Source organism: Baekduia soli (genome assembly GCF_007970665.1).
Taxonomy (GTDB): domain Bacteria; phylum Actinomycetota; class Thermoleophilia; order Solirubrobacterales; family Solirubrobacteraceae; genus Baekduia; species Baekduia soli.
On record NZ_CP042430.1, the window covers coordinates 4,773,880 to 4,800,773 of the forward strand.

Sequence of the window (26,894 nt, forward strand, 5' to 3'; positions counted from 1 at the left end):
GCCCCCTAGGGCCGGTGTTCGTCCACGTCGATGGCGAACGCCGCCGTGAACGGCTCGGTCGCCAGCCGCAGGCCGTCACCGGTGCGCAGGGCGTTGCACGGGGCGGTCATCGGCTCGATGGCCACGGTGGGCGTACCGGGCGGCGCGAAGAGCTGCAGGTGCGTGAAGCCCTCCAGGAAGCGCACGGTCACCAGGCGCCTGCCGCCGGCCAGCGCGAACGCGGGCTCGGGTCCCAGGTCGGCGTAGGCGTCGTCGAGGGTCTCGCCGCCCAGCGGCGCGTCGCGCGCGGGCACGGGCTCGCGGCCGCCGTCGGGCAGCTTGCGGTCGTCGAGCGTGAGATGGGTCATCGGCCCGTGGCGCAGCACGAGGTCCTCGCGCGCGACGCCGGGCAGCGCGAGGTAGGGGTGGAAGCCGAAGGAGATCGGCACGGGCCGTTCGCTCGTCGGCGTCAGCGTCGTGGTGACCGTCAGCCGCCCGGGCGCCAGCGCCACCTCCATCGCGAGGCGGTGCGGGAACGGGAAGGCCTCCATGATCCCGGGGTCGGCGCCGAGGTCGGCCTCGGCGCGCAGCAGGCCGGGGTCGGCGTGCCGCACGACCCAGCCGGGGTAGGCCGCCAGCAGGCCGTGGCTCGGCAGCCCGTGCTCCTCGGTGTGCAGCCGCGGCGTCGTGGCGTCCAACGCGACGTCGACGCCGGCCGCGCGGTAGGAGAAGCCCCCGAGCCGGTTGGCCCACGGGTGCAGGAGCGGGATGCCGAACGTCGACCCGCGCGAGGCGTAGGCGTCCAGCCCGCCGCGCAGGCCCAGCAGCTCGCGCCCGCGGTGGCGCAGCGACGCCCCGACCATCCCCGCGCCGGGCACCCAGCGGGCCTCGAGGTCGTCGGCGCGGAGGGTGACGTCGGCGGGGCTCACCGGCCCATCCTCGCGCATCGCGGCTCGGCGCCAGGTCTGGACGTCTTACGTACGCTTAACCCCGCACTGGTGCTCCCTAAAGGAGAACCGGGCACAGTGTGCGCATGTCGCCCAAGCATCTGTGGAGCGGGAACTGGCGTGCCGAGACCGAGGCCGAGGCCGAGGAGCGTCGCCGCCGGGAGGCCGAGCAGCCCACCCCTGAGCGCCCCACCCGCGTCGAGCACCACGCGACGGGCGATCCGCAGTCCCCGCGACGCGGCCTGTGGGCGGCCGGGACCGTCGCGCTCGTCGTCGCCGCCGCGGCCGGCTTCGGCGCCTACGCGCTCATCGACGGCGGCGGCAACGGGTCCGGCACCGGCACCGCGCGGCCCGCCGCGCTGCCCGCGACGGCCTCCAAGCCGCTGGCCCCCCAGCGCGGCCAGACCCGCGCCGGGCAGATCTACGCCGCGGCCAGCCCGGCCGTGGTCTCCATCCGCACCAGCTCGGGGACGGGCACCGGCTTCCTCATCGACGACAAGGGCACGCTGGTCACCAACGACCACGTCGTCGAGACGTCGAAGACCGTCAGCGTCAAGTTCGGCACCGACGGGCGCACGATCTCCGGCGAGGTCCGCGGCGTCGACCCCTCGAGCGACCTGGCCGTCGTCCACATCGACCCGTCGGCCGCGCCGCCGGACGCCAAGCCGCTGCAGTTCGCCGACTCGCGCGGCGTCTCGGTCGGCGACACGGTCATCGCGATCGGCAACCCCTTCGGCCTGGACCGCACCGCGACCGAGGGCATCGTCTCCAGCCTGGGCCGTACCCTCCAGGCCCCCAACGGCTTCCAGATCGACGGCGTCATCCAGACCGACGCGGCGATCAACCCCGGCAACTCGGGCGGCCCGCTGCTCGACGACGGCGGCAAGGTCATCGGCGTCAACTCGCAGATCGCGACCAACGGCGTCAGCAACGGCAACGTCGGCATCGGCTTCGCGGTGCCGTCCAACACCGTGCGCCAGGTCGTCCCCGGCCTCGAGCAGGGCAAGACGGTCAGCCACGCCTGGCTCGGCGTGGAGACCGGCTCGAGCTCCAGCGACCCGACGTCGACCAGCGGCGGCGCCCAGATCACCGACGTCACGCCGGGCGGCCCGGCCGATGACGCGGGCCTGCAGGTCGGCGACGTCGTCACGAAGATCGACGGCACCGCCGTCAACGACGCGACCGACCTGTCGACCGCGATCAACGGCAAGGCCGCGGGCGACCGCATCACCCTGACCGTGCGGCGCGCCGGTGACCAGCAGCAGCTCGACGTGCGGCTGCGGGAGCGCCCCGCGCACATCCCATGAGCTTCGCGGCACCGCTCATCCTGATCGCGCTGGTCGTCGTGCCCGCCCTGGCGGTCTGGTACGCCGGGCTGCAGCGCCGGCGGCGCCGCGCGGCCGCCGCGTTCGCCGCCCCGCTGCTCGCCGCCTCGGTGGCCCCGGCGCGGCCGCGCTGGCGCAGGCACGTGCCCGTCCTGTTCTTCGCGGTGGCGATCGCCGCGCTCGTCGTGGCCGCCGCGCGCCCGCAGCGGACCGTCGCCGTGCCCGTGGAGCAGGCCCAGATCATGCTGCTGACCGACGTCAGCGGCTCCATGCTGGCCACCGACGTCAAGCCCAACCGGCTCACCGCCGTCCGCCGTGCGGCGCAGGCGTTCATCGACTCGGTGCCGGGTCAGGTCAAGGTCGGCGTCATGGCCTTCAACCAGACCCCGCAGGTCCTCGCCTCGCCCACCACCGACCGCGACGCGCTCACGGCCGCGCTGGGGCGCCTGCAGTCCCACGGAGGCACGGCGACCGGCGAGGCGATCCAGACCGCGGTGCGCGTGCTGCGCCAGGCCGTGCCGACCGACGGGCGCAAGCCGCCCTCGGCGATCGTCCTGCTCTCCGACGGCGTGTCGACCCGCGGCGTGGACCCCGTCGCCGCCGCCCAGGCGGCCGGCAGGCTGAAGATCCCGATCTACACGGTCGCGCTGGGCACCGCGAACGGGACGATCACGGTCCCGCGGCCCGGCGGCCGGGGCACCGAGGTGCGCAGGGTCCCGCCGGATCCCCAGGCCCTGGCGCGCGTCGCCCAGGTCTCCGGCGGCCGGGCGACGACGGCGGCCGACGCGGCGTCGCTCAAGCAGGTCTACGAACGGCTGGGCTCCCAGCTGAGCCACAAGAAGGTCCCCCGCGAGATCACCGCCGGCTTCGCCGGTGCCGGCCTGGCGCTGCTGGCGCTGGGCTCCGCCCTGTCGCTGCGCTGGTTCGGCCGCCTCATCTGACCCCTGAAGGAGACCCCATGAACGACGACCCCACCATCCGCCACCGGCCCGACGACGACGAGCGTCTCGAGACCGCGCGCGGCGAGGCCCACGACGACCCGCGCCGCGCGCTCGGCGAGGCGCTGCACGAGCTCAAGCGCGTCATCGTCGGCCAGGACGCGATGCTCGAGCGCCTGCTCGTCAGCCTGCTCGCCGGCGGCCACGTCCTGCTGGAGGGCGTGCCCGGCCTGGCCAAGACGCTGACGGTGCGGACGCTGGCCGACGTCGTCGGCGGCTCGTTCCGCCGCATCCAGTTCACGCCCGACCTGGTCCCGGCCGACCTCGTCGGCACGCGCATCTGGCGTCCCGACACGGGCAAGTTCGACACCGAGCTGGGGCCCGTGTTCGGCAACCTGCTGCTCGCCGACGAGATCAACCGCGCCCCGGCCAAGGTCCAGTCGGCGCTGCTGGAGGTCATGCAGGAGCACCAGGTCACCATCGGCGGCACGACGTTCCCGGTGCCGCGGCCGTTCCTCGTGCTGGCCACCCAGAACCCGATCGAGTCCGAGGGCACCTACCCGCTGCCCGAGGCCCAGGTCGACCGGTTCCTCATGAAGCTGCTCGTCGACTACCCCACGCCCGGCGAGGAGGCCGCCGTCGTCGGCCGCAGCCTCGGCGCGGCCGCCGAGGTGCGCCAGCGCCTGGGCCTCGACGACCTCGAGCGCTTCGCCCGCGTCGCGCAGGCCGTCCTCGTCGACCGCGAGATCATCGCCTACGCCGTCGCGCTGGCCGACGCCACGCGCCACCCGGCCGAGAACGGCCTGTCCGACATGGCGGGCATGGTCGAGTACGGCGCCAGCCCGCGCGGGCCGATCGGCCTCATCCACGCCGCCCGCGCCCTGGCGATGCTGCGCGGCCGCGGCTACGTCAGCGCGGCCGACGTGCGCGACCTGGCGCCCGACGTGCTGCGCCACCGCCTCGTGCTGTCCTACGACGCCCTGAGCGAGGGCGTCACGGCCGACGCGATCCTCGCCCGCGTGCTCGAGACCGTGCCCGAGCCCGACGACCGCTACGCGCGCCGCGCACGGACGGCGGCGGCATGAGCCCCGCGGGCGCCCTCGCGCCCCCTGCCGCACGGCAGGGACCCGGGCCGATGCCGCCCGCGCTGCTCGACGCCCTCGGGCTCGCGGTCTCGCACCGCGTCGCGGGGGCCCTGCCGGGCGACCGGCGGGCCGCGGGCGTCGGCGCCGGCACCGAACTGGCCCAGCTGCGGCCCTACGTCCTCGGCGACGACGTGCGGCGCCTGGACGCGGCCGCCTCGGCCCGGACCGGCGAGCCGCACGTGCGCCTGCAGGTGCCCGAGCGCACGCTGACGACCTGGCTGGCGATCGACGTCTCGTCCTCGATGGCCTTCGGCACCACCAACCGCCTCAAGGCCGACGTCGCCGAGGGCGTGGCTCTCGCGCTCGGGCGCCTGGCCCTGCGCCACGCCGGGCGCCTGGGCATCCTCACCTTCGGCACGGGCGCCTCGCGCGTGCTGCCGCCACGAGGCTCCAAGGCCGGGCTCGTGGCGCTGCGCCGCGTCCTGGCCGAGGGCGTCGGCGTCGACGGCCACGGCGACCCGCGCGCGCTCGGCGACGCGCTGGGCCGGCTCGGCCGAGTCGCGCGCCAGCCGGGGTTCGTCGCGGTCATCTCCGACTTCCGCGAGCAGCACGACTGGACCCGGCCCCTGGGCAGCCTGCGCGCCCACCACGCGGTCCTGGCCGTCGAGATCGGGGATCCGCGCGAGTCCGCGGTGCCCGCCGTGGGACGCATCGCGGTCGTCGACCCCGAGACCGGGCGGCGGCTGGAGGTCGACACCTCCAACCGGCGCGTGCGTGATCGCTTCGCCGCGCTGGAGGCCGAGCGCCGCGCGACCCTGACCTCCGAGCTTCGCCGGCTGCGCGTCGACCACGTGACGCTGAGCACCGACGGCGACTGGCTCCTGGACCTCGGCCGGCGCCTGGCATGAGCTTCGCCTCCCCCTGTGGCTCCTGGCCCTGTTGGCGGTCCCGGTCGCGCTGGCCGCCTACGTGGCCTCGCGGCGGCGCACGACGCACTACGCGATGCGCTTCCCGGCGACCGCGACGCTCGCGCTGGCCGCGGGCGCGGTCTCGCCGTGGCGCCGCCACGTGCCCGCGGGGCTGGCGCTGGCCGCGCTGGCCGCGCTGGCGCTCGCGCTGGCCAAGCCGCAGGCGACCGTCGCGGTGCCGATCCAGGGGGCCTCGATCATGCTCGTCACCGACCACTCCGCGTCCATGTCGGCCACCGACGTCGACCCCGACCGCCTGTCGGCGGCCAAGAGCGCGGCCGAGACGTTCCTGGGCAAGCTGCCGAAGGCCACGCGCGTCGGCGTGGTCACCTACTCCGACGGCCCGGACGGCAACCAGGGCCTGACGACCGACCGCGAGCCCGTGCGCGCCGCCATCGAGGCGCAGATGGCCTCGGGCGCGACGGCGACCGGCGACGCGCTGAGCGTCGCGCTCGGCGACCTCGGCCCCGCGACCGCGCGGTCGGGCGCCAAGCGGCCCCCGTCGGCGATCGTGCTGCTCTCCGACGGCAAGACGACGACGGGCAGCGATCCGCTGGAGGCCGCCCGCGCCGCCAAGCGGGCCGGGGTGCCGATCTACACGGTCGCGCTGGGAACCGACGACGCCACGATCCCGGGCCCGCAGGGCAGCTTCGGCCCGCAGATCGCGGTCCCGCCGGACCCCGAGACCCTGAAGGCGATCTCCGAGATCTCCGGCGGCCGCGCGTTCTCCACGGGGGACTCCGGCCGGCTGCAGGACATCTACAAGGAGCTGGGCTCGCGCCTGGCCACCAAGCACGAGCACCGCGAGATCACCGCCGGCTTCGCCGCCGCGGGCCTCGTGCTCCTGCTGGCCGCCGGCCTGACCTCACTGCCGCGCCTGGGCCGCCTGCCCTAGACGATCAGGAGCCCTGCAGGCGCGTCGAGGTGATGCGGAAGTGCCCGCCGCCGACGAACTCGATGTCGATGTCGGTCGGCGCGCCGGAGAGGACGGTCGTGCAGCGCACGCGGGCGCCCTTGTCGGCCTTGACCCCGTCGGGGCAGTGGACGTCGATCGTCGTGCCGGTCTGGCGCTGGACGAAGTCGGCGATCTTGGTCTCGAGGTCCTGGCGGTCGACGGTGTTGCCGCACGCGGTCAGCGCGACGGCCGACAGCGCCAGGAGCGCTGCCGGCGCCGCGCCGCGGCTCACGCCTCGACGTCGGCGGCCTCTCCGCGCCGGTGGGGCAGCGGCGGCAGCTCGACCGGGCTGGCGTGCATCGCGCGCAGGCGCACGTCCTTCCAGCTGACGCCCTCGCCCAGCAGGGCGGGGACGCCCATCACGAACGCCGTGGCGATCTCGACGGCCTGGAGGATGATCCCGTAGCCCAGCGCGTCCTCGGCGCTGACGCCGTAGCCCTTGTGCAGGACGAAGACGCACGCGGCCTGGAAGACGCCCAGGTTCGACGGCGTCGCGGGCAGCACGGCGCTGACGTTGACCGCGAAGAGCACGGCGGCGGCCGCCCCGATGCCCGCGCGGTCGTCGAGGCCGAACGCGACGAGCAGCACGTAGCAGGACAACCACTGGATGGCCCAGGCCGCGAGCTGGGTGGCGATCGCGACCGAGCCCAGCCGCACCTGGCGGAAGACCTCGAGGCCGTCGCGCACCTGGCGGGTCGTCTCGCGCGCGCCCCGGGCCCAGCGGCGGATGCGCGTCGAGCGCGCGCGCAGGCCCTCGCGCAGCAGCGCGGGCGCGCCGAGCACCGTGGCCAGGATGACCAGCGGCAGCGCGGCGAAGGCCACCAGGCCGCCCTGGCGGTGATGGAAGACGGGGACCGACTCGAACATGATCGCCCCGAGCAGGGCGAGCGCGAAGATGTTCAGCAGGGCCTGCGAGACGATGGTGCCCAGGACGACGGGCAGCCCCTCCCGGGGACGCCCCAGGCGCCGCGCGACGATCATCGCACGGGCCGGCTCGCCCAGGCGCGCCGGCAGCGTCGCCGACATGAGCACGCCGATCATCGTGCCCTGCAGCGCGTCGCGCAGCCGGGGTCTGGGCGAGGCGGGCATCGCGGCGCGCAGGATCGCGGTCCACGCCACGGCGCGCACCGCCATGGAGGCGCACATGAGCGCGAGCGCGACGAGCACCCAGATCGGCGTGGCCTGCAGCAGCGAGCGGCCGATGCGGTCGATGCCCATCCGCTGGAGCGCCAGGAAGGAGCCGGCGGCGACCGCGGCGCCGAGGACGAGCAGGATCGCGCGGCGCAGCAGCGCCACCGCGGGCCGGCGCTCGGTCCGGGGGCGCGGCGGCTCGATCGTCGCCAGGCGCCGCGCCGGGACGCGCGGCAGCAGGTCGGCCGGCATCGCGCCCAGGCGCACGCCGGCGCGGTGGACGGCGCCCGCGGGCTCGCCCACGGCGATCGCGTCCTCGTAGGCGCCGAGGACCTCGGCGGCGACGCGCGGCCAGGCGTAGCGGTGGGCGCTCTCGAAGGCATTGGCGGCCAGCGCGGCGCGGCGCGGCGGGTCCAGGGCCAGCTCGCGCAGGGTGGCGCCGAGCGCCGCGGCGTCGCCGCGCGGGACCAGGATGCCGTCGACGCCGTCGCGCACGACGCCCCGGTAGCCCGCGATGTCGGACGCGACGACCGGCGTGCCGGCGGCGAAGGCCTCCGTGAGGACCATGCCGAAGCTCTCGCCGCCCAGCGACGGCGCGGCCAGCACGTCGGCGCGGCGCAGCGCGGCGACCTTCGTCGCGTCGTCGACCTTGCCCAGGACGGTGATGCCCTCGCGACCGTCGAGCAGCAGCGGCTCGACCTCGTCGGGCGTCGCCCCGATGAGCGTCAGCTCGGCCGGGACGTGCTCGCGCAGGGCCTCGAAGGCCCGCAGGAGCACGGGCAGGCCCTTGCGCTCGACGGCCTGGCCGACGAACGCGACGCGCAGCGGCGGGGTGGGTGGGCCCTGGTCCGGCGCGACGTGCTCGAGCGTGTCGGGCACGGCCACGCCGTTGGGGATGATCCGGTAGCGCCCGCCGTAGAAGCGCTCGCCGGTCCAGGCGGCGGCCTCGGACACCGCGATGCGCACGTGCAGCCGGTTCAGCCGCCGGCGGGCGCCCATCGCGACCGCGATGCCGTTGCTCAGCGCGTTGGCCGAGTAGCAGTGGAAGGTGCCGACCAGCGGTGTGCCCTGGATCGACGTGAGCGCGTCCCAGGACAGCGTCGGCGCGACGGGCTCGTGCAGGTGGATGACGTCGTAGCCGCCGTGGCGCAGCTCGCGGCGCAGGTCGCGCACGCCCGCGGCCCCGGCGGACAGGTTGGACACCGCGCCGTTGGCCCCGAAGCCGACCGTGCGGCCCAGCGGGACGAGCCAGTCGGGCAGGTCGCGGTCCTGCGGCACGGCACCGTGATGCATCCTCGCCGACCGGCGGTCGGGCGGATCCACGGGCGCCAGCACCCGCACATCGTGGCCGAGCGCCTCGAACTGGCCCTGGAGCGCCTCGATGTGCCGCGTGACGCCCCCGGGGTAGGTCCACGAATAGGGGGAGACGAGCGCGATGCGCATCACGTGTGATGGTATCGCCGTAGCCTCGGGAATGGGTGTGGAGAACTACACTCGTACGTGCTCATGGCCGACCGTCACTTCGTCAAGTACACGTTCCTCCTGCTCGATCCTGCCTGGCGTCGCCTCCCGGAGTCCGAGCGCGCAGAGCACAAGCAGGAGTTCCTCGCCGCCTGCGAGGACTTCGGCACCGACCACCTGCTGCAGGCCTTCTCGCTCGTGGGGACGCGGGGCGACGCCGACCTCATGCTCATCTCCGAGACCGAGAACCTCGACCGGATCCACGAGTTCCACGTCGTACTGGCCCAGAGCGGCCTCATGAAGTGGGCCACGCAGCCCTACTCGTTCCTCGGGCTGCGCAAGACGAGCGAGTACTCCGACGAGGAGCGCCAGGTCCCCCGCCGGTTCAAGGGCAAGTACCTCTTCGTCTATCCGTTCGTCAAGACGCGCGGCTGGTACGCGCTGCCGCCCGACGAGCGCTGGCGGATCATGCAGGAGCACATCAAGGTCGGCCGCGAGTACCCGACGGTCGACAACCACACGACGTACTCCTTCGGGCTCGACGACCAGGAGTTCGTCGTCGCCTTCGACACGAACGACGCCGGCGCGTTCCTCGACCTCGTGCAGCGGCTGCGGACCACGGAGGCCTCGTCCTTCACGCTGCGCGACACGCCGTCGTTCACCTGCATCAACACCTCGCCGGAGCGTGCGGTCAACGCCCTGGACGGGGCGGCGCTGTCGGTCGGCGCCCCGCTGGGCTAGGTGGAGGCGCGCCCCGCCGCGGGGCCGTTCGCGTTCCGCCGCGAGGCCGCCGCCGACCCGCACGAGCGCATCTGGCTGCTGGACGTCCAGGGCCGCGCCGTCGGGCGCTGCCGCACCGCGCCCGCGTCCGCGTCCGGCGACGACGGCGACCTCGGGACGCGCGCGGCGGTCATCCTCGAGCTGGCGATCGACCCCGGCCACCGGCGCCGGGGCCTGGGCCGGCGGCTCATCGGCCACGCGGTCAACGACCTGCTCGTGCGCTCCCACGCCCCCGTGCTGGCCTGGGTCGACGGCGGCGACCCGGGGGCGCTGGCCTTCCTGGGCCGCCACGGCTTCCGCCCCGACGGCACGGCGCGCCCGGACGGCGCCGTGCGCGTCGTGCGACGCCGCTGAGCGGGGTCGCGGGAGCACGGACGTCGAGCGCCTGCTCCAGCGCGCGGACCGGGTCGGGCTTCGTCCGGTCCGGCTGCTGACGCGCGTAGTCGCTCGGCCCCACGTGACGGTCGGGCGCGCCGGCGGCCGGGGTGATGCGGGCAGGCGGCGACCACCCGCCGCAGCCGAGGGCTGCGGCGAGCACGATCACGGCCGCCGCGACGGCGGCCGGCGCCCTCAGACGGCCGAGACCTGCTCTTCGTCGGCGACGCGGAACGAGGAGCCGCAGCCGCAGGCCGCCGTGACGTTCGGGTTGTTGACCTGGAACCCGGCGCCCTGGAGCGAGTCGACATAGTCGATCTCCGAGCCGTCCACGTAGGGCAGGCTGGGGGCGTCGACCAGGATCCGCAGACCGCGGTCCTCGAAGACGGCGTCGCCGTCGTGCTGGTCGTCGAAGGCCAGCTGGTACTGGAAGCCCGAGCAGCCTCCCCCGCGCACGCCGACGCGCAGCCCGGCTGAGGTGATGTCCGCGCCCTGGGACTCCAGGAACTCGCGGACCTTGGCGGCGCCCCGCTCGGTGAACTGGACGCCCTTGGCCTGGTAGGTGACGGTGGTTCCGGTCATCGCTTTACAAAGGATAGCGATACCCTCAAGGACGCAAGATGCCGACGACCGACGAGATCAAGACCCGTATCGAGCAGGCGCTGCCCGACAGCACCGTCGAGGTGGAGGACTGGACGGGCGGCGGGGACCACTTCCGCGCCGTGGTGACCTCCCCCGCCTTCGCCGGGCTGTCGCGGATCCAGCAGCACCGGCTCGTCTACGACGTGTTCGGCGCCGAGATCGGCGGACCCATCCACGCGCTGGCCCTCACCACACGAGCCCCGGAGACCAAGCCATGAGCGAGACCAACCCCATTCGCGACGCGATCGCCGAGGCCATCGGCGAGAACCACGTCATCCTCTTCATGAAGGGCACGCCCGACGCGCCGGCGTGCGGCTTCAGCGCCCGCACGGTGGCGGCGCTCCAGGCCCTCGACGCGCCGTTCGCCGCCGTCGACATCCTGCCCGACCCGCGCATCCGCCAGGAGCTCTCGGCCCTGTCGAACTGGCCGACGGTCCCGCAGCTGTTCGTGGGCGGCGAGCTCGTCGGCGGCTGCGACATCGTCACGGAGATGTTCGAGACCGGCGAGCTGGCCCAGGCGCTCGGCGTCGAGCAGCCCGACGAGGCCGCGACCCCCGAGGCCGCCGCGACGGCCCCCGCCCCGCTGGGCGTCGAGAACCGCCTCACGTGACGCGCTAGCCGCGCACGAGGATGCGCAGGCGCGCCGACCCGCTGTAGCGCAGCTGCGGGTCGCGCAGCACCTCGACCTCCTCGGTCGCGGTGTCGCCCGAGCTGTCGCCCGGATCGCGGAAGCTCGCGGTCACGCCGTCCTCGCGGCCGGTCGCCGCGACGGCCCGGGCCAGCTCGGCGACCGTGCGCGGGCCGGCGTCGCCGCTGCCGCTGCCGCTGCCCGTGTCGCCGAGCGTGACCTCGAACGTGCTCGTGAGGTCCTGGGAGCCCGACGGCCCACCGCCGTCGGCCGGCGTGCCCGTCAGCGTCAGGACGTGCTCGCCGGTGCTCAGGCCCGCCGGCACGTGGACCCGGATCGTCCTGGCGAAGCGCGCGCCACGGACGTGCTGGGCGACGACGCGCACCCGGACGTCGCGGCCCCGGCGGACGTGCGACGGCGCCGTGGCCGAGAGCAGGTAGGCCTGGTGCAGGGCGCGGCGCAGCTTGAGGTCGACGCTGACCCCCGTGATGTGCAGCACGCCGAAGTTGTAGGCGTCGATCTGGCCGGTGGCCGTGGCCAGGTCGGCCACCATCGGTGCGCCGGCGGCGCTCGGCGACCCGCCGACGTAGGTGTTGCAGAAGCGCAGCGGGCGCCGGGACTCCCGCAGCGTGATCCGCACGCACATCGATCCGCTCTGCCGCGCGGGCGAGCCGCGCAGCGCGTCGTAGGCGGCCTGGGCGAGCGCGACGGGCCCCACCTGGGTCAGCGACGAGGAGCCCGTGGGCTGCCCGACGCCGGTCTCGTCGGCGATCTGGAGGTTCTCGTGGAGCACGCGGCCGCCGTCGAGGTCGGTCGCGGTGATGTGCATCGGGAACCGGTCGGGCAGCGCGCCGAGGCGCCCGACGACCGCGTCGGGCGCATCGTCGGTCAGCGTGCCGAGGTCGTGCCCCGGCGCGGCGAGCTTGTAGCTCGTCGACTGGTCGGTGTCGAGCGGGTTGTCGATCACCGTGTAGACGTAGGCGTCCTGGAGCAGGAGCGAGCGGCGCCCCGCGCCGTCCAGCGGATGCCCGAAGGCCCACACCGCGTCGCCGTCGACGTAGGTGACGGTGCCGATCGCACCGGCGCTGACGTCGCCGCTGGCCAGCCCGACGGCGACCGAGGCGCCCGGCACGAGCTCCTGGACCCCGAAGGCGACGCGCGGCGCCGCGGGCGCCGCGTACAGCGCGCGGCCGGTCTTGGCCGCCGCGGCACGCAGAGCGGCCGCGACCGGCCCGGTGACGCCGCCGAAGCTCATCGGCGTCGCCAGCGGGCGCACGGAGCGCGCGAGCCGGGCCGGCATGGGCCGCGCCGAGGCCGGCGGGTCGACGGGCTCGCCGAGCATCGCCTCGATCGGGGTGACGAGGACCACCTTGTTGCCGTAGTCGCCGGTCCCCTGCGCGATGGCGCCGATCGTCCGCGCCACGCCGTCGGCGCCGGTGCACCGCACCGGCGACCCCGAGAAGCCCTCGGCGATGCCGGTCGTGTCGACGGCGGGGCCGCTGACGCGGACCAGGATCTGCGGGTCGGGCCCGTCGAGCACGCCGAGGACGTCGACGTCGAAGTCCGTGATCGTCGTGCCCTGGATGACGCTGGAGCCCGTGCAGTGCATGCCCGCCTGCACCTCGGAGAGCGGCATGATCGGGTCGCCCGCGCGGGCGGCGGCGGGGACGGCGAGGGGCAGGAGGACGGCGAGGACGGCCGCGGCGCGAGTTCGGAGCACGAGCGGCGAACAGTACGCAACCGCCCGTACGGCGACCCCGATAGCGTCCGACGCATGGCCGTCGACGCCGCACCCATCCAGGCGGTCCGCTGGGACGGCCGGCGCCTCGCCGTCCTCGACCAGACGCGGCTGCCGCACGAGGAGGTCTGGCTGTCGCTGACGGGAGCCCAGGACACCGCGCAGGCCATCCGCCGCCTGGCCGTGCGGGGCGCCCCGAACATCGGGATCGCCGCCGCCTACGGCCTGGCGATGGAGCTCTCGGCACGGCCGTCGCTCGGCGCGCTGGAGGCGGCCTCCGAGCTGCTGTCCGGCGCGCGGCCGACCGCGGTCAACCTCGCCGCCGCGGTGGCCCGCGTGCGCACCGCCGCCCTCGGCGCCGGCCCGTCGACGCTCGCCTCGGCCGCGCGCGCCGAGGCCCAGCGCCTGCACGCCGACGAGGACGCCGCCAGTGCCGCGCTGGCCGCCCACGGCGCCGACGTCCTGGCCTCCGCGCGCACGATCCTCACCCACTGCAACACCGGCGCCCTGGCCACGGGGGGACGCGGCTCCGGCCTGGCGGTGATCCTCGAGCTCGCGGCGCGCCACGAGGGCGTGCGCGTCCTGGCCTGCGAGACGCGGCCGCTGCTGCAGGGCGCCCGCCTCACCGCCTGGGAGCTCACGCGCCTGGGGATCCCCTTCGCGCTCATCGTCGACGGCGCGGCGGCCGGCCTGCTGCGCCGCGGTGAGGCCGACGCCGTCGTCGTGGGATGCGACCGGGTGGCGGCCAACGGCGACGTCGCCAACAAGGTCGGGACCTACGCGCACGCGCTCGCCGCGCGAGCCGCGGGGCTGCCGTTCGTCGTCGCCGGGCCGACGTCGACGATCGACCTCGCCACGCCCGACGGCGACGCGATCGAGATCGAGGAGCGCGACGGCGCGGAGGTCTCCGAGCTCGGCGGCGTCGCCATCGCGCCCGCCGGCACGCCCGTGCGCAACCCCGCCTTCGACGTGACGCCCGCCGGCCTGGTCACCGCGCTGGTGACCGAGCGCGGCGTGGCGCGCGACCCCGACACGGCGTCGGTGGCGGCGCTGGCCGCGCGCCCATGAGGGTCGCCCGCTCCGTCGGCGTGCGCGAGGTCCGGGTGGAGACCGATCCGGATCCGCGGCCCGGCCCCGGGGACGTCGTCTGCCGCGTGCTGGCCTGCGGCGTCTGCGGCTCCGACGTGGCCGACGCGTGGGTCGCGCCCAAGCTGCCGGTCGTCCTGGGCCATGAGCTCACCGCCGAGGTGGAGGCGGTCGGCGCCGAGGTCGCGGGCCTGCGGGCCGGCGACCGGGTCGTCGTCCACCATCACGCGCCGTGCGGCGCCTGCCGGCGCTGCCGCCGCGGCCACGAGACGCTCTGCGAGCGCTTCCGGGAGACCGCCCTGGACCCCGGCGGCTTCGCCGAGCGCGTGCGCGTGCCCGCCGACCTCGTCGGCGAGCTGCTGGCCCTGGACGGGCTGGACGCCGAGCGCGGCACGTTCGTCGAGCCGCTGGCCTGCGTGCTGCGGGCGTTCGCGCGCTGCCGGCTGCGGGCCGGCGACAGCCTCCTGGTCGTCGGCGCCGGGACGAGCGGGCTGCTGGCGATCGCCGCCGCCCACGCCCGCGGCGTGGAGGCCGTCTGGGTCCGCGAGCCGCGCCCGGAGCGCCTGGAGCGTGCGCTGGGCCTGCAGGCCGAGCGCCACGGCAATGAGCTCGTCGACGTCGTGCTGTGCTGCAGGTCGGCCCCGGCGGCGCTGGCCGACGGGTTTGCCGCCGTGGCCCCCGGAGGCGTGCTGTGCGTCTACGCGCCGCCGGCCCCGGGCCGCGACCTCGCGCTCGACGGCCTGTCGCTCTACCGCCGCGAGGTCGACGTCGTCGCCTCCTACTCGGCGGGGCCGGGCGACATGCGCGCGGCGCACGCGCTGCTGGCCTCGGGCGCCGTGGATCCCGCGCCGTGGATCACGCACAGATTGGGGCTCGAGGAGACGGGCCGCGCGCTGGAGCTGGCCCGCAGCGGCGAGGCCGTCAAGGCGCTGGTGGTGCCCTGATGCGCGCCGCGATCCTCCACGGTCCCGGCGACCTGCGGGTCGAGGAGGTCGCCGAGCCCCGGGGCGAGGTCGTCGTCGAGGTGCGCGCGGCGACGACGTGCGGCACCGACGCCAAGATGCTGGCCCACGGCCACCCGGCGCTCGGGCCCTACCCGGCGGCGTTCGGCCACGAGACGGCGGGCGTGCGCACGGACACCGGCGAGCGTGTGCTCGTGGGCGACTCCGCGCCCTGCGGCACGTGCGCAGCGTGCCGCGCCGGGCGCACGAACCTCTGCCGGGCGATGACGTGGATCTTCGGGGGCTTCGCGGAGCGGATCGCGGCGCCGGCGGCCGCGCTGCACCCGATCCCCGGCGGCCTGCCGTTCGCGGCGGCGGCGATGGCCGAGCCGCTGGCCGCCTGCCTGCACGCCGTGGGGCGCGGGCCCCGCGAGCGCGAGGTGGCGGTCCTCGGCGGCGGGACGATCGGGCTCATGCTCGCGCGGCTGCTCGCGCTCGACGGGCGCGAGGTCGCCGTCGTCGACCGGCACACGGCGCGGCGCGCCCAGGCCGACGACCTCGGCGCGCGGGGCGTGGAGGCGATCGGCGACGTCCCGCTCGTCTTCGAGGCCGTCGGGCGACCGGAGGCGTGGCACACCGCGGTCTCCATGGTGGCCACCGGCGGGACGGTGGTCCTCGTCGGCGGCTGCCCGGCGGGTGACGTCGCGCTGCCGGGCGCGCGCCTGCACTACGAGGAGGTCGACGTCCACGGCGCCTTCCACCACACCCCGGCCGAGGTCGACGAGGCGCTGGCGCTGCTGTCCAACGGAGCGGTCGACCACGCGGCGTTCGCCGGCGCGACCGTCGGCCTCGACGGCCTCGCGACCGCGCTGACCTCGGCGTCCGAGCCAGGCGCCGCGGCCCGCAAGCTCGTCGTGCAGCCCGATCGCTGAGGGTGGGTGGCGCGCGGGCCGGTGGTGCGCTGGCCGCCCACGGTGCGCTCCGCGGCGCGGTCCCACGCGACGAAGGCCCTCACCCCAGCAGCCGCAGCACCCCCGTCGCGCGCCGCGCGCCGAAGCCGGCGGCCCGCAGGGCCAGGGGCTGGCGGGTGCCCGGCCGGCCGACCTGGGCGGGCTCGCGGATGCGCAGCCACTCGATGGTCTCGATGAGCGGCTGCTCGTGGTGCCCGGTGCTCCAGCCCAGCTCGCGCCGGGCCTTCGCCGACCGGTAGGACCACCACAGCCCGAGCGCGCGGATCTCCTGGACCGTCATGACCGCGGTGCCGGGCAGCGCCTCGGCCGCGCGCGCCAGCGCCAGCGCCGCCGTGAGCGGCAGCTTGATCGCCGGCGGCTCGACGCCCGACAGCCGGCCGAGGTCGGCGAAGAGCCGGTCGTTGGTGAAGTTGCGCCCGCCGAGGATGTAGCGCTCGCCGACGCGACCGTGCTCGTCGGCCAGCAGGTGGCCGCGCGCGACGTCGGCGGCGCCCACCACGCACAGGCCGCCGTCGACGTAGAACGGGATCTCACGGCGCAGGAAGCGCCGGACCAGCTCGGTCGAGGAGCGGAACAGGTCGCCGGGGCCCAGCACGTGGGCGGGGTTGACGATCACGACGGGCAGCCCCTGCGCGCTGATCCGCAGCGCCTCGCGCTCGGCCTCCGCCTTGGCGTGGGCGTAGCTCAGGCCCACCCGCGCGCCGTTGAACGCCTGGTCCTCGTCGGCGGTCGCGCCGGGGCCGCGCGCCGGCCCGATGGCCGCGGCGGCCGACGTGTGCACCACGCGCCCGAGCCCGGCGCGCAGCGCCTCCTCCAGCGCGATGCGCGTCCCCGTGACGTTGGCCTCGTAGAGCGCCCGCGGCCCGGCGCGCAGCGTCGTGGCGCCCGCGACGTGGAAGAGCCGGTCGACGCCGCGCAGCGCGCGGCGCATCTCCCCGCGCTGGAGCACGTCGGCCTCGACGATCTCGACGTCGAGGCCGCCGAGGGCGTCGAGCGCCGCGTGGCGGCGGGCGGTGACCCGGACGTCGTCTCCGCGCTCCACGAGCGCACGGGCGACGTGCGAGCCCACCAGGCCCGACGCGCCGGTCACCAGGGTCTTGGCCACTGGGGCCATCCTCCCAGGCGGCGGCCCCGCGCGTGCAGGACCGGGATGCGACTACGCTGGCGCCATGCCCGTCGCCGTGGTCACCGACACCACGCACTATGCCCCGCGCGCGCTGCTGCGCGCCCACGACATCCACGAGGTGTCGCTCTACGTCAACGTCGGCGACCGCCAGCAGCGCGAGTCCGAGCTCGACGACTTCGGCGCCTTCTACGAGCAGCTGCGGACGCTGGACCCGCTGCCGACGACCTCGCAGCCCTCCATCGGCGACTTCCTGGCCTGCTACGAGCCGCTGGCCGCCCAGGGACTCGACATCGTCTCCGTGCACATCGCCGGCGGCATCTCGGGGACGCCGGAGAGCGCGCGCCAGGCCGGCGTCGAGCTCGAGGCCCGCCACCCCGGACGGCGGGTCGTCGTCGTCGACAGCCGCACCGCCTGCGGCGGGATCGCCCTCTGCGCCCTGGCCGGCAGCGCCGCCGCCCGCGAGGGCGGCGACGTCGACGCCGTGGCCGCCCGCGTCGGCGAGGCCGCCGACGCCATGCGCATCTGGTTCGCCGTCGACACGCTGGAGTACCTGCGCCGCGGCGGGCGCATCGGCACCGCGCAGGCGTGGCTCGGCGGCGCCCTGAAGATCAAGCCGATCCTGACCATCGATCACGAGATCACGCCCGTCGAGCGCGTGCGCACCGCGGGCCGGGCGTTCGAGCGGATGGTCGACTACCTCAAGGCCCGCCACGACGACGGCGCCGACGGCTGGGTCGTCCAGCACATCCAGGCCGCCGAGCAGGCCGAGCGCCTCGTGGAGCGCGGGCGCGAGATCTTCGGCTCCGAGCCCGTCTTCGTCTCGGAGATCGGGCCCGTCATCGGCACCCACGTCGGCCCGGGACTGCTCGGCGCCGGCGGCATCCCGCGCGGCCTGCTGCCCCCGGGGCTCTGAGCCGCCGGCTCAGGTCGCGGGCAGGATGATGCCGGTGCCGCCCTCGTCGTCGGGCGGCGCGGAGCCGGGCGGTCCCGGCGGCTGGGGCCCCTCGGGGTCGCGGATCTGCGCGAGGCGGACCTCCTGGCGCCAGTCCCACCACTCGCGGACGACGATCTGCAGCGAGGCGGCGAGCGGGATCGCCACGATCGCGCCGAGGATGCCGATGAGCGTGCTGCCGAACAGCACGGCGACGAGCACGATGAACGGCTGGACCTGGACCGTGCGCCGCTGCACCTGGGGCTGGATGACGTTGTTCTCGATCTGCTGGTAGACGATCGCCCAGACCGCCCAGATGATGGTGTCGGTCGGGAAGTCGTTGAACAACGTGACGAGGCCGATGATCACCGCGGCCACCGTGGCCCCGACGAGCGGGATGAGCGACAGCAGGCCGGCCAGCACGGCCAGCGGCGCGGCGAACGGGACGCCGAGGATCTCCATGACGATGAAGGCCTGCACGCCCGCGATGAGCGCGATGGTCAGCGCCCCGCGGACGTAGCCGCCGACGGCGGCGGCCGTGTCGTCGAGCACCCGGCGCAGCCGCCGCCGCTCGAGCTCGGGTCTCAGCCCGAGCGCCGCGTCGGTCCACCGGCGCCCGCCGGCCACGATGAAGATGCTCAGGATGAGGATGTTGACCAGCGCGAAGACCGAGTTGACCAGCCCGAGCCCGATGTCGCCCAGCACCTTGGCGGCGTCTCCGATGCGGGCCGGCAGCTTGTCGGCCTGCTTGTTGATGGACCCGGTGATGTCGTACTTGTCGTCGAGCTTGCGCAGCCGCTCGTTCTTGTTGACGAAGTCCCGGATGTCGTTGGCGTACTGCGGGAGGTTCTGGGCCAGGTCGGTGCCCTGGGTGACCAGCGGCGGCACGACGATCGCCGTCAGCCCGGCGGGCACGAGGATCAGCCCGAGGTAGACGACCGTGATCGCGAAGCCGCGGCGCATGTGGCGCCCAAGGCGGTTGACGGGCCCCGACAGCGCGATGGCGATGAACGTCGCCGTGAGCACCCAGCCGATCGGCTTGCGCAGCAGGTAGATCAGGTACAGGATCAACACCGCCACGACGACGATCATCACGACGCGTGCGATGGACCTGATCGGCATCTCGGCCGGGCGCGAGGGCATCCGCCCCCACCGTATGAACCGGCCCGGACGCCTCCCGGCGGGCCGGGACGGCTACCAGCGGCGCTTCTTGCGGCGCAGCAGGCCGCCCACCGCGGCGATGCCGCCGCCGAGGACGAAGCCGGCGACGGCGGCCCCGATGAGCACCTGCTGCTGGTGCTCGCGGATCTGCTTGCGCCAGTCGGTGACCTCGGCGACCTCGCCGCGCAGCTGCTGCAGCGAGACCGCGAGCTCCGCGCGGTTGGCCTCGATCGACTTCCGGATCTCTTCGGGCGAGCGTTGAGGCATCAGACGGTGGTCTCCGGGTGCTCGGCGGACACCGTCTCGCGGATGAGCTTGGCCTCGGCGATCGCCATCTTCGGCGCGGGCGGCGAGCCCGCCTTGAACGCGCGGAAGGCCACCAGGCCGGCCAGGCCGGCCAGCAGGAGCAGGATCGCGGCGACGGTGAAGAAGCCCCAGAACACCTGGTTGTTGGCGGTGTCGCCGGGGAACGGGATCGCCCAGTAGGCCAGGTAGGACAGCCCGAAGAGGATGAGCACGAGCGCACCGAGGACGAAGACGCCGGCGGCCGCGGCGACGACGGCGCCCTTGCCGAGCTTGGAGACCTTCTGGCTGACCTCGGCCTTGGCGAGCTCGATCTCCTCGCGGACGAGCAGGCTCGCGCGCTCGCTGACGTCGGAGATCGCCTTGGCGAGCCCCGGGGTCTGCTGGTCGCTCACGCGTGCCTCCGCTTCGCCATGCCCTTGAGGAGCAGCGCGAGCACGAGGCCGCCGCCGAAGGCGGCGCCGACGAGCTTCTCGGGGTGCGGATCGACGGGCGCCGCGGCCGGAGGGCCGTCCAGCAGCGCGCTGCCGGCGGGCCGGCCCCACGTCGCGTCGGCGGCGCCGACGACGGGCGTCGGCTCCGGCGCAGGTCCGGCGGCGGACGTCGCCTGGGCGACATCGGGCTCGGGCTCGGCGGCCGGATGGGCCTGTGCCGCCGTGGGCGCGGGCACGTCGGCGACCGGCGGGGTCACCTCCGTGACCGTGACCGGGGCCGGCTCGGGCTCGGGGCCCGCCGTGGTCGGGGCGTGGGGATCGTGCTCGGTCACTCGGGCGGATCCTCGTCGAAGACGCGTCGGTAGGCGATGGCAGCGAGCCGCGAGGCCACGATGCTGGCCACCGCGCCGAAGGCGGCGAGCAGCCCGGAGTACGCGAGGCGCCTGACGATGTCGTTCTGCTGCATCGGACCGGGACTCTACCCGGACGGGCGCGGAGCTATCGGTCGAGGCCGGAGCAGATCGTCTCGACGATGAGGCGCTTGGCCTCGTCGTAGTCGCCGGCGGCCTGCGGCAGCGTCGCGAAGATCCAGCCCGTCAGCACCTGCTCGATCGCGCCGTAGAACGCCATGGCCGCGAACTGCGGCGAGATGTCGGAGCGGAACTCGCCGGCGTCCTGGGCCTTGGCGACCACCGCGGCGATCAGGTTGTAGGCCTCGTTGATCTTCTCGATGTGGGTCTGGCCGAAGGAGTTCGCCGCCCGCGTGACCTCGACGATGATGACCTTCATCAGGTCGGGGTCGTGCCGGTAGGAGTCCACGATGAACGCCGCGATGGCCTCGAGCTTGCGGCGCGCGGCGAGGTCGCGCGCGTCGACCTCGCGGATGGCCTCGAGCATCACATCCCAGCGCTCGAGGAACAGCGTGTCCAGGACCTGGTCCTTGGATCGGAAGTAGTGGTACACCAACCCGTAGGCGACGCCGGCCTCGTCGGCGATGTCGCTGACGCGGCAGGCGTGGAAGCCCTGGGAGGCGAAGACGCGGACGGCCGCGTCGAGGATCAGGCGGCGCTTCTCGGCCGCGTTGGCGGCGCTGCGCGCGGTCCCGGCCATCAGCCGTAGACCTCCGGGCGGCGGTTGGCCAGCGACGGCAGGTCGGTGCGGATCCGCTGCAGCCGGTCGAGGTCGAGGTCGGCGACGATGTGGGTCTCGGCGTCGGGGGCCTGGGCGAGCACGATGCCCCACGGGTCGACGATCATCGAGCGCCCGCCCGTGCGCAGGCCGGGCGCGTGGCGGCCGACCTGGTTGGCGGCGACGACGAAGCACTGGTTCTCGATCGCCCGCGCTCGCACGAGCACCTCCCAGTGGTCGCGTGTCGTGGCCTCGGTGAACGCCGCGGGCAGGGCGATGATCCGCGCGCCGTCGACCGCCAGGCGGCGGAACAGGTCGGGGAAGCGCAGGTCGTAGCAGATGGTCATCCCCAGGCCGACGCCCGACGCGGTGGCGCTGAGGACGATCTCGTCGCCCGGCGCCTCGCCGTCGGACTCGCGGTAGTCGCGCCCGCCGACCTGCACGTCGAACATGTGCAGCTTGCGGTAGGTCGCGCGGTCGCGGCCGTCGGGGCCGATGTGGACCGACGTGTTCGAGCCGCGCGCGTCCCCGCGCTCGGGGATCGAGCCCGCGACCAGGTCGATCCCCAGCTCGGCGGCGATCCCCCGCGCCCAGGTCAGCGCGGGCCCGTCGAGGTCCTCTGCGCCGTCGCGCAGCTCGGCCGGCGGGCCGTAGGAGGACCACTTCTCCGGCAGGACGACGAGCGAAGCGCCATCATGGGCGGCGGCGCGCACGAGGCGGTCGGCGGTGGCGAGGTTCGCGGCCCTGTCGGTGGTCGCGGTGAGTTGGACGGCGGCGGCGCGCACGGCGGAGCTCCCGGGGGGACAGGCGATTGACCGGTCAATCGGCCTTCGCTGAGAGCATACCCCCGTGTCCGATCTCGCCCGCCTGCCCGTTCGCGGCCAACCACCCGGTCTGGTGGTGCCGCCGGCCCGCATGGCGGCGTGGCGCGACGGCCGGCCGCTCAAGCGCTGGCGCTACGTCGGCCTCTACGGGGAGGACGTCATGCTCTGCGCCGCGCGGGTGCGCATCGGGCCGCTCGCGCAGGCGTTCTGGGCCACGTGGGACCGCAGCCGCCTCGCCGGCGCCACGACCTTCCGGCCCGGGCGCGTCGACCTCGCCGACGGCGTCCTGCGCGCGGGGACGGTCGACCTGCGCTGGAGCGCCGACGGGGAGGCCGTCGAGGTGACGTCGCGCCACGGCCGCTCCTACATCTGGACGCGCAAGCAGCCGCTGCACGCCGAGGGCACGGTCGACGGGCGGCCCGTCGCACTGCGCGGGCTGCTCGACGACTCCGCGGGCTACCACGCGCGGGCCACCTCGTGGCGCTGGTGCGCGGGCGTCGGCGAGACCCCGGGCGGCGCGGCGCTGGCGTGGAACCTCGTGGACGGCGTGCACGACGCGCCGACGGCCAGCGAGCGCACCGTCTGGGTCGACGGCGCCGCACGGGAGCTGCCCCCCACGGCGTTCGCCGCCGACCTCTCGGAGGTGCGCGGCGCCGGCGGCGCCCTGCTGCGCTTCGGCGAGGAGGCCCGCCGCGAGCGGTCCGAGCACCTCGGGCTGGTCACCTCGGACTACGCCCAGCCGTTCGGGACGTTCTCGGGATCGCTGGCGGCCGACGTCGTCGTGGCCCGCGGCTGGGGCGTCATGGAGCGCCACGACGTCCGGTGGTGAGCGCCGCGCCGCGGGCGCTGCCGGTGAGGTCGTACGCTCGGGCGCATGCCGTCCGCCTACACCTCGCCGCTGGCCGAGGCGCTCGCGCCGGGGCTGCTCGAGCGCTTCACCCGCTACGTCCGCATCGACTCCACCGCCGCCCGGGAGCGCACGCAGAGCCCGAGCACGCCCGGCCAGCTCGAGGTCGGCCGCCTGCTCGTCGACGAGCTGCTGGCGGCAGGCCTGGACGACGCCGCGCTCGACGACCACGGCTACGTCACCGCGACGCTGCCCGCCACGATCGACGGCCCCGCGCCGGTCATCGGCCTCGTCGCCCACGTCGACACCAGCCCCGACGCGCCCGGCGCCGGCGTCGAGCCGCTCGTCCACCGCGACTACGACGGCGCGCCGATCGCGCTGCCGCGCGGCGGGACCGTCCTGGACCCGGCCGACATGCCCGCGCTGGCGCGCAAGGCCGGCCACGACCTCGTGACCTCCAGCGGCGACACGCTGCTGGGCGCCGACGACAAGGCCGGCGTGGCCGAGATCATGACGGCCGTCGCCCATCTGGCCGCCCACCCCGAGCTGCCCCGCCCGACGCTGCGGATCTGCTTCACGCCCGACGAGGAGATCGGCGAGGGCGCGACGCTCTTCGACGTCGCGCGCTTCGGCGCGTTCTGCGCCTACACGCTGGACGGCAGCGAGGTCGGCGAGCTCCAGGAGGAGACGTTCACCGCCGCGCAGGTGCGGCTGACGATCGACGGCGTCGACATCCATCCCGGCTTCGCCAAGGGCAAGCTCGTCAACGCCGCGCGGCTGGCCGCCCGCGTCGTCGCCGCGCTGCCGGCCGACCGCCTCACGCCGGAGACCACGGACGGCCGCGACGGGTTCATCCACGTCTACTCCATCAGCGGCGACGCGCAGCGCACGACGGTCGCCGCGATCGTGCGTGACTTCGACGACGACCTGCTCGCCGAGCACGTCGCGCTGCTGCGGCGCACCGCCGAGGAGGTCGTCGCCAGCGAGCCGCGCGCCCGCCTCGAGGTCGACGTGCAGGCGCAGTACCCCAACATGCGCAGCCATCTGGCGCCGTTCCCCGAGGTCACCGAGGCCGTGCGCCGGGCGATCCGCGCCGAGGGCCTGGAGCCGCGGACGACCGTGATCCGCGGCGGCACCGACGGCTCGCGCCTGAGCGCGATGGGCCTGCCCACGCCCAACGTGTTCACCGGCGGCCACGAGTTCCACTCCGTGCGCGAGTGGGCCTCGCTGCACGACATGGCCGCCGCGGCCGCGACGATCGTGCGGCTGGCCCAGGCCTGGACCGAGCCCGACCTGGCGGCCGCGGCGACCTCGGCCGCGCGCGCCGCCTGAGCGACGGCTCAGCGCCCGCCGGCCTGGCGGCGCAGCTCGGCGAGCAGCAGCTTGGAGTGCATGGCGCCGAGCAGCTCGCGCAGCGGCTCGGTGCCCGAGGCGATGATGTCGGCGGCGCGCTCGGGCTCGACCTCGCCCGCGAAGCGCGCCAGCAGCGTGCGGATCTCCTCCTCGACCAGCGGCTGCAGCGCCTCGCGGTAGCGCAGCGTGTCGTAGACCGTGAACCCCAGCGCCTCGTCGTAGCCGCCGGCGCGGAACCGGACCATGGCCTCGATGATCGCCACGTCGTCGGCGTCGTAGCCCTGCTCGTCGGGCGTCAGCACCCCGATCTCGGCCAGGCGCTCGAGCACGTTGTCGGGCAGGTCGTAGCGACGGCGGATCTCCTCCGCGCCGACGCGGACGGTCTCGCGCCGCGCCAGCGCCCGCTCGATGATGCGGTCCTCCAGATCGACGAGCGCCAGCGCGCGGTCGGGGTCGGCCTCCAGCACCCCCTTGATGACCTTGAGGGGCATGAAGCGGTCCTCCTGCAGCCGCTTGATGAGCGTGATCCGCTCCACGTAGTGCGGCGGGTAGTAGGCCATGTTGCGCGAGGTGCGCACCACGTCGGCGTCGTCGCCGAGCAGCCCCTCGCGCAGGTAGTGCTTGATCGTGCCCGCCGACACGCCGCTGCGCTGGGCCAGCTCGCTCATCTTCAGCAGCCCGTCGGCGCTCATCGCCACATCCCCGCGCTCACCGCGACAGGAAGCTCCCGGGCGCGTCGGCGTCGGCCTCGGGCGGCCCGGCCACCGCGCCCGACGCCAGGAGCTCGGCGACCCGCCCGTCGTCGTAGCCGGCCTCGCGCAGGACCTGCTCGGTGTGCTCGCCCAGGCCGGGCCCGCCGCTGCGCACCCGCCCCGGCGTGCGCGACAGCTTGACCGGCATGCCCAGCCCCTGGACCGTGCCGGCGCCGGGCTGCTCGAACTCGATGACCATCTCGCGGGCGCGCACGAGCTCGGAGGCCAGCGCCTCCTCGACCTCGAGCATGGGCTCCAGGCAGCAGTCGTGCTCTGAGGCGAACGCCGCCCACTCGTCGCGGGTGCGCTGCGCGAAGATCGCCTGGATCTCGGCGTGGGTCTCGCCGCCCGGCCGGTCGAACTGTCGGGGCACCAGGTCCTCGCGGCCGACGCCCGCGCACCACGCCGCCCAGAACTTCGGCTCCAGCGCGCCGAGCGTGACCCAGCCGTCGGCGCAGCGGTAGGGCCGGTAGCAGACGAGCGACCCACCGAGCATCTCGTCGCCGCGGCGCGGGCGCTCGCCGGCGGCGAACACGCGGGCGGCGACCATGGCCAGCCACGACAGGGCGCCGTCGAACATCGAGACGTCGACGAGCTGGCCCTGCCCGCTGCGGTCGCGCTCGCGCAGCGCGGCCAGGATGCCGAACGCGGCCATGAGCGCCCCGCCGCCGATGTCGGCGATCTGGCCGCCGGCCTGCGTCGGCGGCCCGTCCTCGTCGCCGCTGATGGCCAGCAGGCCGTTGAGGCCCAGGTAGTTGAGGTCGTGGCCCGAGCGCTGCACGTTGGGGCCGGTGAGGCCGTAGCCCGTGACGGCGCAGTAGACGAGGCGCGGGTTGACCGCGCGCAGCGCCTCCCAGCCCACGCCGAGGCGATCCAGCACGCCGGGGCGGAAGGACTCCAGCAGGACGTCGGCGTCACGGGCGAGGTCGAGCAGCGCCTGCCGGCCGGCGTCGGACTTCAGGTCGATGCGCACGGAGCGCTTGCCGCGGTTGAGGGCCAGGAACAGCGCGCCCCCCGCGCTGGGCTCGGCACCCGCGAACGCCGGCGGCGACCAGCGGACGTAGTCGCCCATCCCGGTGTCCTCGACCTTGATGACGTCGGCGCCGAAGTCGGCCAGCAGCAGCGAGCAGAAGCCGCCGGGCAGCAGCCGGCTGAGGTCCAGGACCCGCAGGCCCTCGAACGGAAGCGGCGCGCTCACGCCGCGGCCCCCGCGCGCTCGCGGAGCCCGAGCAGCGCCCGGGCCTCCTGCACGGTCGCGGGCCGGCGCCCCGCGTCGAGCGTCATCTGCCGGGCCCGGCCGACGAGCTCGCCGTTGGAGCGGGCCATCGTGCCGTCGGGCAGGTAGAGGTTGTCCTCCAGGCCGACACGGACCGAGCCGCCGAGCGACAGGGCGGCCGCCAGCAGCGTCCACTGCACCCGCGAGATGCCGATCACGCCCCAGTGGGCGTCGACGCCCTCCGGCAGGTTGTCGGCCATCGCGGCGAGGTTGCGCGCCGTGGCCGGGACGCCGCCCGTGACGCCCAGGACGAAGTCGGCGTGCAGCGGCGCCTCGAGCAGCCCCATGTCCAGCAGCGGGACCAGGGAGCCGACGTGGCCGAGGTCGAAGCACTCGTGCTCGGGCTTGATCCCCAGCTCGCGCATGGCCTTCAGCAGCGCGATGATCTCGCCGAACGGGTTGGGGAACACGGTCTCGAAGACGAAGTCCTTGCGCCGCGCCGAGTACTTGGCGTAGTTCATGGACCCCATGTTGAGCGCGGCGACCTCGGGCGGGCACGCCTGCAGGTAGGCGACCCGGCGCTCCACCGACACGCCGACCGTGCCCGTCGAGAAGTTCAGGATCGCCGCGTCGCCGACCTCGGCCCGGATCGCGTCGTGGATCGCCGTGAAGTCCGCGGCCTCGTAGCTCGGCACACCCGCGGACGTGCGGGCGTGGATGTGGATGTGCACCCCGCCCTCGTCCACGATCCGCCGGGCCTCGGCGGCGTACTCCTCCGGCGTGTACGGGATCGCCGGACACTGCTCGCGGTTGGCCAGCGCGCCGGAGATGGCGCACGTGATGACGACGGGATCCTCGAGGCTCACGCT

The 26,894-nt window shown here is 75.2% G+C and carries 31 protein-coding genes; 15 read left to right on the forward strand and 16 right to left on the reverse strand.

Annotated elements, in window-relative coordinates; all coding sequences use genetic code 11:
- Positions 1 to 5: 5 nt before the first annotated feature.
- Positions 6 to 908 carry an aldose 1-epimerase gene (locus FSW04_RS23145; RefSeq protein WP_228430681.1) on the reverse strand — a complete coding sequence of 301 codons (903 nt, stop codon included), beginning with the start codon at positions 906 to 908 and terminating at the stop codon, positions 6 to 8.
- A gap of 104 nt (positions 909 to 1,012) precedes the next feature.
- On the opposite strand from FSW04_RS23145, the gene FSW04_RS23150 reads away from it, so the two are divergent.
- The 5 genes from FSW04_RS23150 to FSW04_RS23170 are packed head-to-tail and all read left to right on the forward strand — an operon-like array spanning position 1,013 to position 6,137.
- On the forward strand, positions 1,013 to 2,233 hold the full coding sequence (locus FSW04_RS23150; protein ID WP_146922558.1) for a S1C family serine protease: 1,221 nt from the start codon (positions 1,013 to 1,015) through the stop codon (positions 2,231 to 2,233).
- A complete protein-coding gene (locus tag FSW04_RS23155) occupies positions 2,230 to 3,192 on the forward strand; it encodes a VWA domain-containing protein (RefSeq protein WP_146922559.1) in 963 nt (320 codons plus the stop codon). The genes FSW04_RS23150 and FSW04_RS23155 overlap by 4 nt, the downstream gene beginning before the upstream one ends.
- A gap of 17 nt (positions 3,193 to 3,209) precedes the next feature.
- Complete coding sequence (locus FSW04_RS23160) at positions 3,210 to 4,274, forward strand: AAA family ATPase (RefSeq protein ID WP_146922561.1); 1,065 nt, start codon at positions 3,210 to 3,212, stop codon at positions 4,272 to 4,274.
- A 50-nt stretch (positions 4,275 to 4,324) separates the two neighbouring features.
- Positions 4,325 to 5,182, forward strand: coding sequence for a DUF58 domain-containing protein (locus FSW04_RS23165; RefSeq protein ID WP_187369042.1), 858 nt, complete (start codon positions 4,325 to 4,327; stop codon positions 5,180 to 5,182).
- Between the two features lie 31 nt (positions 5,183 to 5,213).
- Positions 5,214 to 6,137: a VWA domain-containing protein gene (locus FSW04_RS23170; protein ID WP_146922565.1), complete on the forward strand. Its 924-nt coding sequence runs from the start codon at positions 5,214 to 5,216 to the stop codon at positions 6,135 to 6,137.
- A 4-nt stretch (positions 6,138 to 6,141) separates the two neighbouring features.
- On the opposite strand, the gene FSW04_RS26555 is transcribed toward FSW04_RS23170, so the two are convergent.
- Positions 6,142 to 6,429, reverse strand: a complete 288-nt coding sequence (locus FSW04_RS26555) for a DUF4333 domain-containing protein (protein WP_187369043.1) — start codon at positions 6,427 to 6,429, stop codon at positions 6,142 to 6,144.
- A complete protein-coding gene (locus FSW04_RS23180) occupies positions 6,426 to 8,771 on the reverse strand; it encodes a lysylphosphatidylglycerol synthase domain-containing protein (protein ID WP_146922569.1) in 2,346 nt (781 codons plus the stop codon). Before FSW04_RS23180 ends, FSW04_RS26555 begins: the two co-directional genes overlap by 4 nt.
- Before the next feature lie 63 nt (positions 8,772 to 8,834).
- Here FSW04_RS23180 and FSW04_RS23185 point away from each other — a divergent pair, with 63 nt between their 5' ends.
- Both FSW04_RS23185 and FSW04_RS23190 read left to right on the forward strand, forming a co-directional pair.
- On the forward strand, positions 8,835 to 9,530 hold the full coding sequence (locus FSW04_RS23185) for a chlorite dismutase family protein (RefSeq protein WP_146922571.1): 696 nt from the start codon (positions 8,835 to 8,837) through the stop codon (positions 9,528 to 9,530).
- Positions 9,531 to 9,923, forward strand: a complete 393-nt coding sequence (locus tag FSW04_RS23190; protein ID WP_146922573.1) for a GNAT family N-acetyltransferase — start codon at positions 9,531 to 9,533, stop codon at positions 9,921 to 9,923. It begins immediately after the preceding gene.
- A gap of 216 nt (positions 9,924 to 10,139) precedes the next feature.
- Here the strand turns inward: FSW04_RS23190 and FSW04_RS23195 are convergent, their stop codons facing one another.
- The gene (locus tag FSW04_RS23195; protein ID WP_146922575.1) at positions 10,140 to 10,526 is read right to left on the reverse strand and encodes a HesB/IscA family protein; all 387 of its coding nucleotides are present in this window, start codon (positions 10,524 to 10,526) and stop codon (positions 10,140 to 10,142) included.
- A gap of 38 nt (positions 10,527 to 10,564) precedes the next feature.
- Here FSW04_RS23195 and FSW04_RS23200 point away from each other — a divergent pair, with 38 nt between their 5' ends.
- Both FSW04_RS23200 and grxD read left to right on the forward strand, forming a co-directional pair.
- Positions 10,565 to 10,804: a BolA family protein gene (locus tag FSW04_RS23200; RefSeq protein WP_146922577.1), complete on the forward strand. Its 240-nt coding sequence runs from the start codon at positions 10,565 to 10,567 to the stop codon at positions 10,802 to 10,804.
- Positions 10,801 to 11,196 (forward strand): Grx4 family monothiol glutaredoxin, encoded by a 396-nt coding sequence (grxD, locus tag FSW04_RS23205; RefSeq protein WP_146922579.1) that lies wholly within the window; start codon positions 10,801 to 10,803, stop codon positions 11,194 to 11,196. Before FSW04_RS23200 ends, grxD begins: the two co-directional genes overlap by 4 nt.
- A 4-nt stretch (positions 11,197 to 11,200) precedes the next feature.
- On the opposite strand, the gene FSW04_RS23210 is transcribed toward grxD, so the two are convergent.
- The gene (locus FSW04_RS23210; RefSeq protein ID WP_146922581.1) at positions 11,201 to 12,934 is read right to left on the reverse strand and encodes a hypothetical protein; all 1,734 of its coding nucleotides are present in this window, start codon (positions 12,932 to 12,934) and stop codon (positions 11,201 to 11,203) included.
- A 54-nt stretch (positions 12,935 to 12,988) separates the two neighbouring features.
- Here FSW04_RS23210 and mtnA point away from each other — a divergent pair, with 54 nt between their 5' ends.
- The 3 genes from mtnA to FSW04_RS23225 are packed head-to-tail and all read left to right on the forward strand — an operon-like array spanning position 12,989 to position 15,911.
- Positions 12,989 to 14,020 (forward strand): S-methyl-5-thioribose-1-phosphate isomerase, encoded by a 1,032-nt coding sequence (gene mtnA / locus FSW04_RS23215; RefSeq protein ID WP_146922583.1) that lies wholly within the window; start codon positions 12,989 to 12,991, stop codon positions 14,018 to 14,020.
- Complete coding sequence (locus tag FSW04_RS23220; RefSeq protein WP_146922585.1) at positions 14,017 to 14,982, forward strand: alcohol dehydrogenase catalytic domain-containing protein; 966 nt, start codon at positions 14,017 to 14,019, stop codon at positions 14,980 to 14,982. The genes mtnA and FSW04_RS23220 overlap by 4 nt, the downstream gene beginning before the upstream one ends.
- Complete coding sequence (locus tag FSW04_RS23225) at positions 14,982 to 15,911, forward strand: zinc-dependent alcohol dehydrogenase (protein ID WP_146922587.1); 930 nt, start codon at positions 14,982 to 14,984, stop codon at positions 15,909 to 15,911. The genes FSW04_RS23220 and FSW04_RS23225 overlap by 1 nt, the downstream gene beginning before the upstream one ends.
- Before the next feature lie 79 nt (positions 15,912 to 15,990).
- On the opposite strand, the gene FSW04_RS23230 is transcribed toward FSW04_RS23225, so the two are convergent.
- Positions 15,991 to 17,055 carry an NAD-dependent epimerase/dehydratase family protein gene (locus FSW04_RS23230; RefSeq protein ID WP_187369044.1) on the reverse strand — a complete coding sequence of 355 codons (1,065 nt, stop codon included), beginning with the start codon at positions 17,053 to 17,055 and terminating at the stop codon, positions 15,991 to 15,993.
- A 64-nt stretch (positions 17,056 to 17,119) separates the two neighbouring features.
- On the opposite strand from FSW04_RS23230, the gene FSW04_RS23235 reads away from it, so the two are divergent.
- Positions 17,120 to 17,989, forward strand: a complete 870-nt coding sequence (locus FSW04_RS23235) for a DegV family protein (protein WP_146922591.1) — start codon at positions 17,120 to 17,122, stop codon at positions 17,987 to 17,989.
- Between the two features lie 9 nt (positions 17,990 to 17,998).
- On the opposite strand, the gene FSW04_RS23240 is transcribed toward FSW04_RS23235, so the two are convergent.
- Genes FSW04_RS23240 through FSW04_RS23260 form a run of 7 tightly spaced genes read right to left on the reverse strand, consistent with a single transcriptional unit; the run spans position 17,999 to position 21,818 of the window.
- Positions 17,999 to 19,150 carry an AI-2E family transporter gene (locus tag FSW04_RS23240; RefSeq protein ID WP_146922593.1) on the reverse strand — a complete coding sequence of 384 codons (1,152 nt, stop codon included), beginning with the start codon at positions 19,148 to 19,150 and terminating at the stop codon, positions 17,999 to 18,001.
- 51 nt (positions 19,151 to 19,201) lie between these two features.
- Complete coding sequence (locus FSW04_RS23245) at positions 19,202 to 19,435, reverse strand: DUF3618 domain-containing protein (protein WP_146922595.1); 234 nt, start codon at positions 19,433 to 19,435, stop codon at positions 19,202 to 19,204.
- On the reverse strand, positions 19,435 to 19,866 hold the full coding sequence (locus tag FSW04_RS23250) for a phage holin family protein (RefSeq protein WP_187369045.1): 432 nt from the start codon (positions 19,864 to 19,866) through the stop codon (positions 19,435 to 19,437). The genes FSW04_RS23245 and FSW04_RS23250 overlap by 1 nt, the downstream gene beginning before the upstream one ends.
- A complete protein-coding gene (locus tag FSW04_RS26560) occupies positions 19,863 to 20,237 on the reverse strand; it encodes a hypothetical protein (protein WP_187369046.1) in 375 nt (124 codons plus the stop codon). The genes FSW04_RS23250 and FSW04_RS26560 overlap by 4 nt, the downstream gene beginning before the upstream one ends.
- Complete coding sequence (locus FSW04_RS26565; protein WP_187369047.1) at positions 20,234 to 20,371, reverse strand: hypothetical protein; 138 nt, start codon at positions 20,369 to 20,371, stop codon at positions 20,234 to 20,236. The genes FSW04_RS26560 and FSW04_RS26565 overlap by 4 nt, the downstream gene beginning before the upstream one ends.
- Positions 20,372 to 20,403: 32 nt before the next feature.
- Positions 20,404 to 21,015, reverse strand: a complete 612-nt coding sequence (locus FSW04_RS23255; RefSeq protein WP_146922598.1) for a TetR/AcrR family transcriptional regulator — start codon at positions 21,013 to 21,015, stop codon at positions 20,404 to 20,406.
- Entirely contained in the window at positions 21,015 to 21,818 is an 804-nt protein-coding gene (locus tag FSW04_RS23260; RefSeq protein WP_146922600.1) for a carbon-nitrogen hydrolase family protein, read from the reverse strand. The genes FSW04_RS23255 and FSW04_RS23260 overlap by 1 nt, the downstream gene beginning before the upstream one ends.
- Positions 21,819 to 21,882: 64 nt before the next feature.
- Between FSW04_RS23260 and FSW04_RS23265 the strand changes: the two genes are divergently transcribed.
- A complete protein-coding gene (locus tag FSW04_RS23265) occupies positions 21,883 to 22,686 on the forward strand; it encodes a DUF2804 family protein (protein ID WP_146922602.1) in 804 nt (267 codons plus the stop codon).
- A gap of 45 nt (positions 22,687 to 22,731) precedes the next feature.
- Positions 22,732 to 24,036, forward strand: coding sequence for a peptidase T (pepT, locus tag FSW04_RS23270; protein ID WP_146922604.1), 1,305 nt, complete (start codon positions 22,732 to 22,734; stop codon positions 24,034 to 24,036).
- An 8-nt stretch (positions 24,037 to 24,044) separates the two neighbouring features.
- Here pepT and FSW04_RS23275 read toward each other — a convergent pair whose 3' ends face one another.
- The 3 genes from FSW04_RS23275 to FSW04_RS23285 are packed head-to-tail and all read right to left on the reverse strand — an operon-like array spanning position 24,045 to position 26,891.
- Positions 24,045 to 24,749: a MerR family transcriptional regulator gene (locus FSW04_RS23275; protein WP_146922606.1), complete on the reverse strand. Its 705-nt coding sequence runs from the start codon at positions 24,747 to 24,749 to the stop codon at positions 24,045 to 24,047.
- A gap of 16 nt (positions 24,750 to 24,765) precedes the next feature.
- Positions 24,766 to 26,007, reverse strand: a complete 1,242-nt coding sequence (locus tag FSW04_RS23280) for a CaiB/BaiF CoA transferase family protein (RefSeq protein ID WP_146922608.1) — start codon at positions 26,005 to 26,007, stop codon at positions 24,766 to 24,768.
- Complete coding sequence (locus FSW04_RS23285; protein WP_146922610.1) at positions 26,004 to 26,891, reverse strand: BKACE family enzyme; 888 nt, start codon at positions 26,889 to 26,891, stop codon at positions 26,004 to 26,006. The genes FSW04_RS23280 and FSW04_RS23285 overlap by 4 nt, the downstream gene beginning before the upstream one ends.
- Positions 26,892 to 26,894 lie beyond the last annotated feature (3 nt).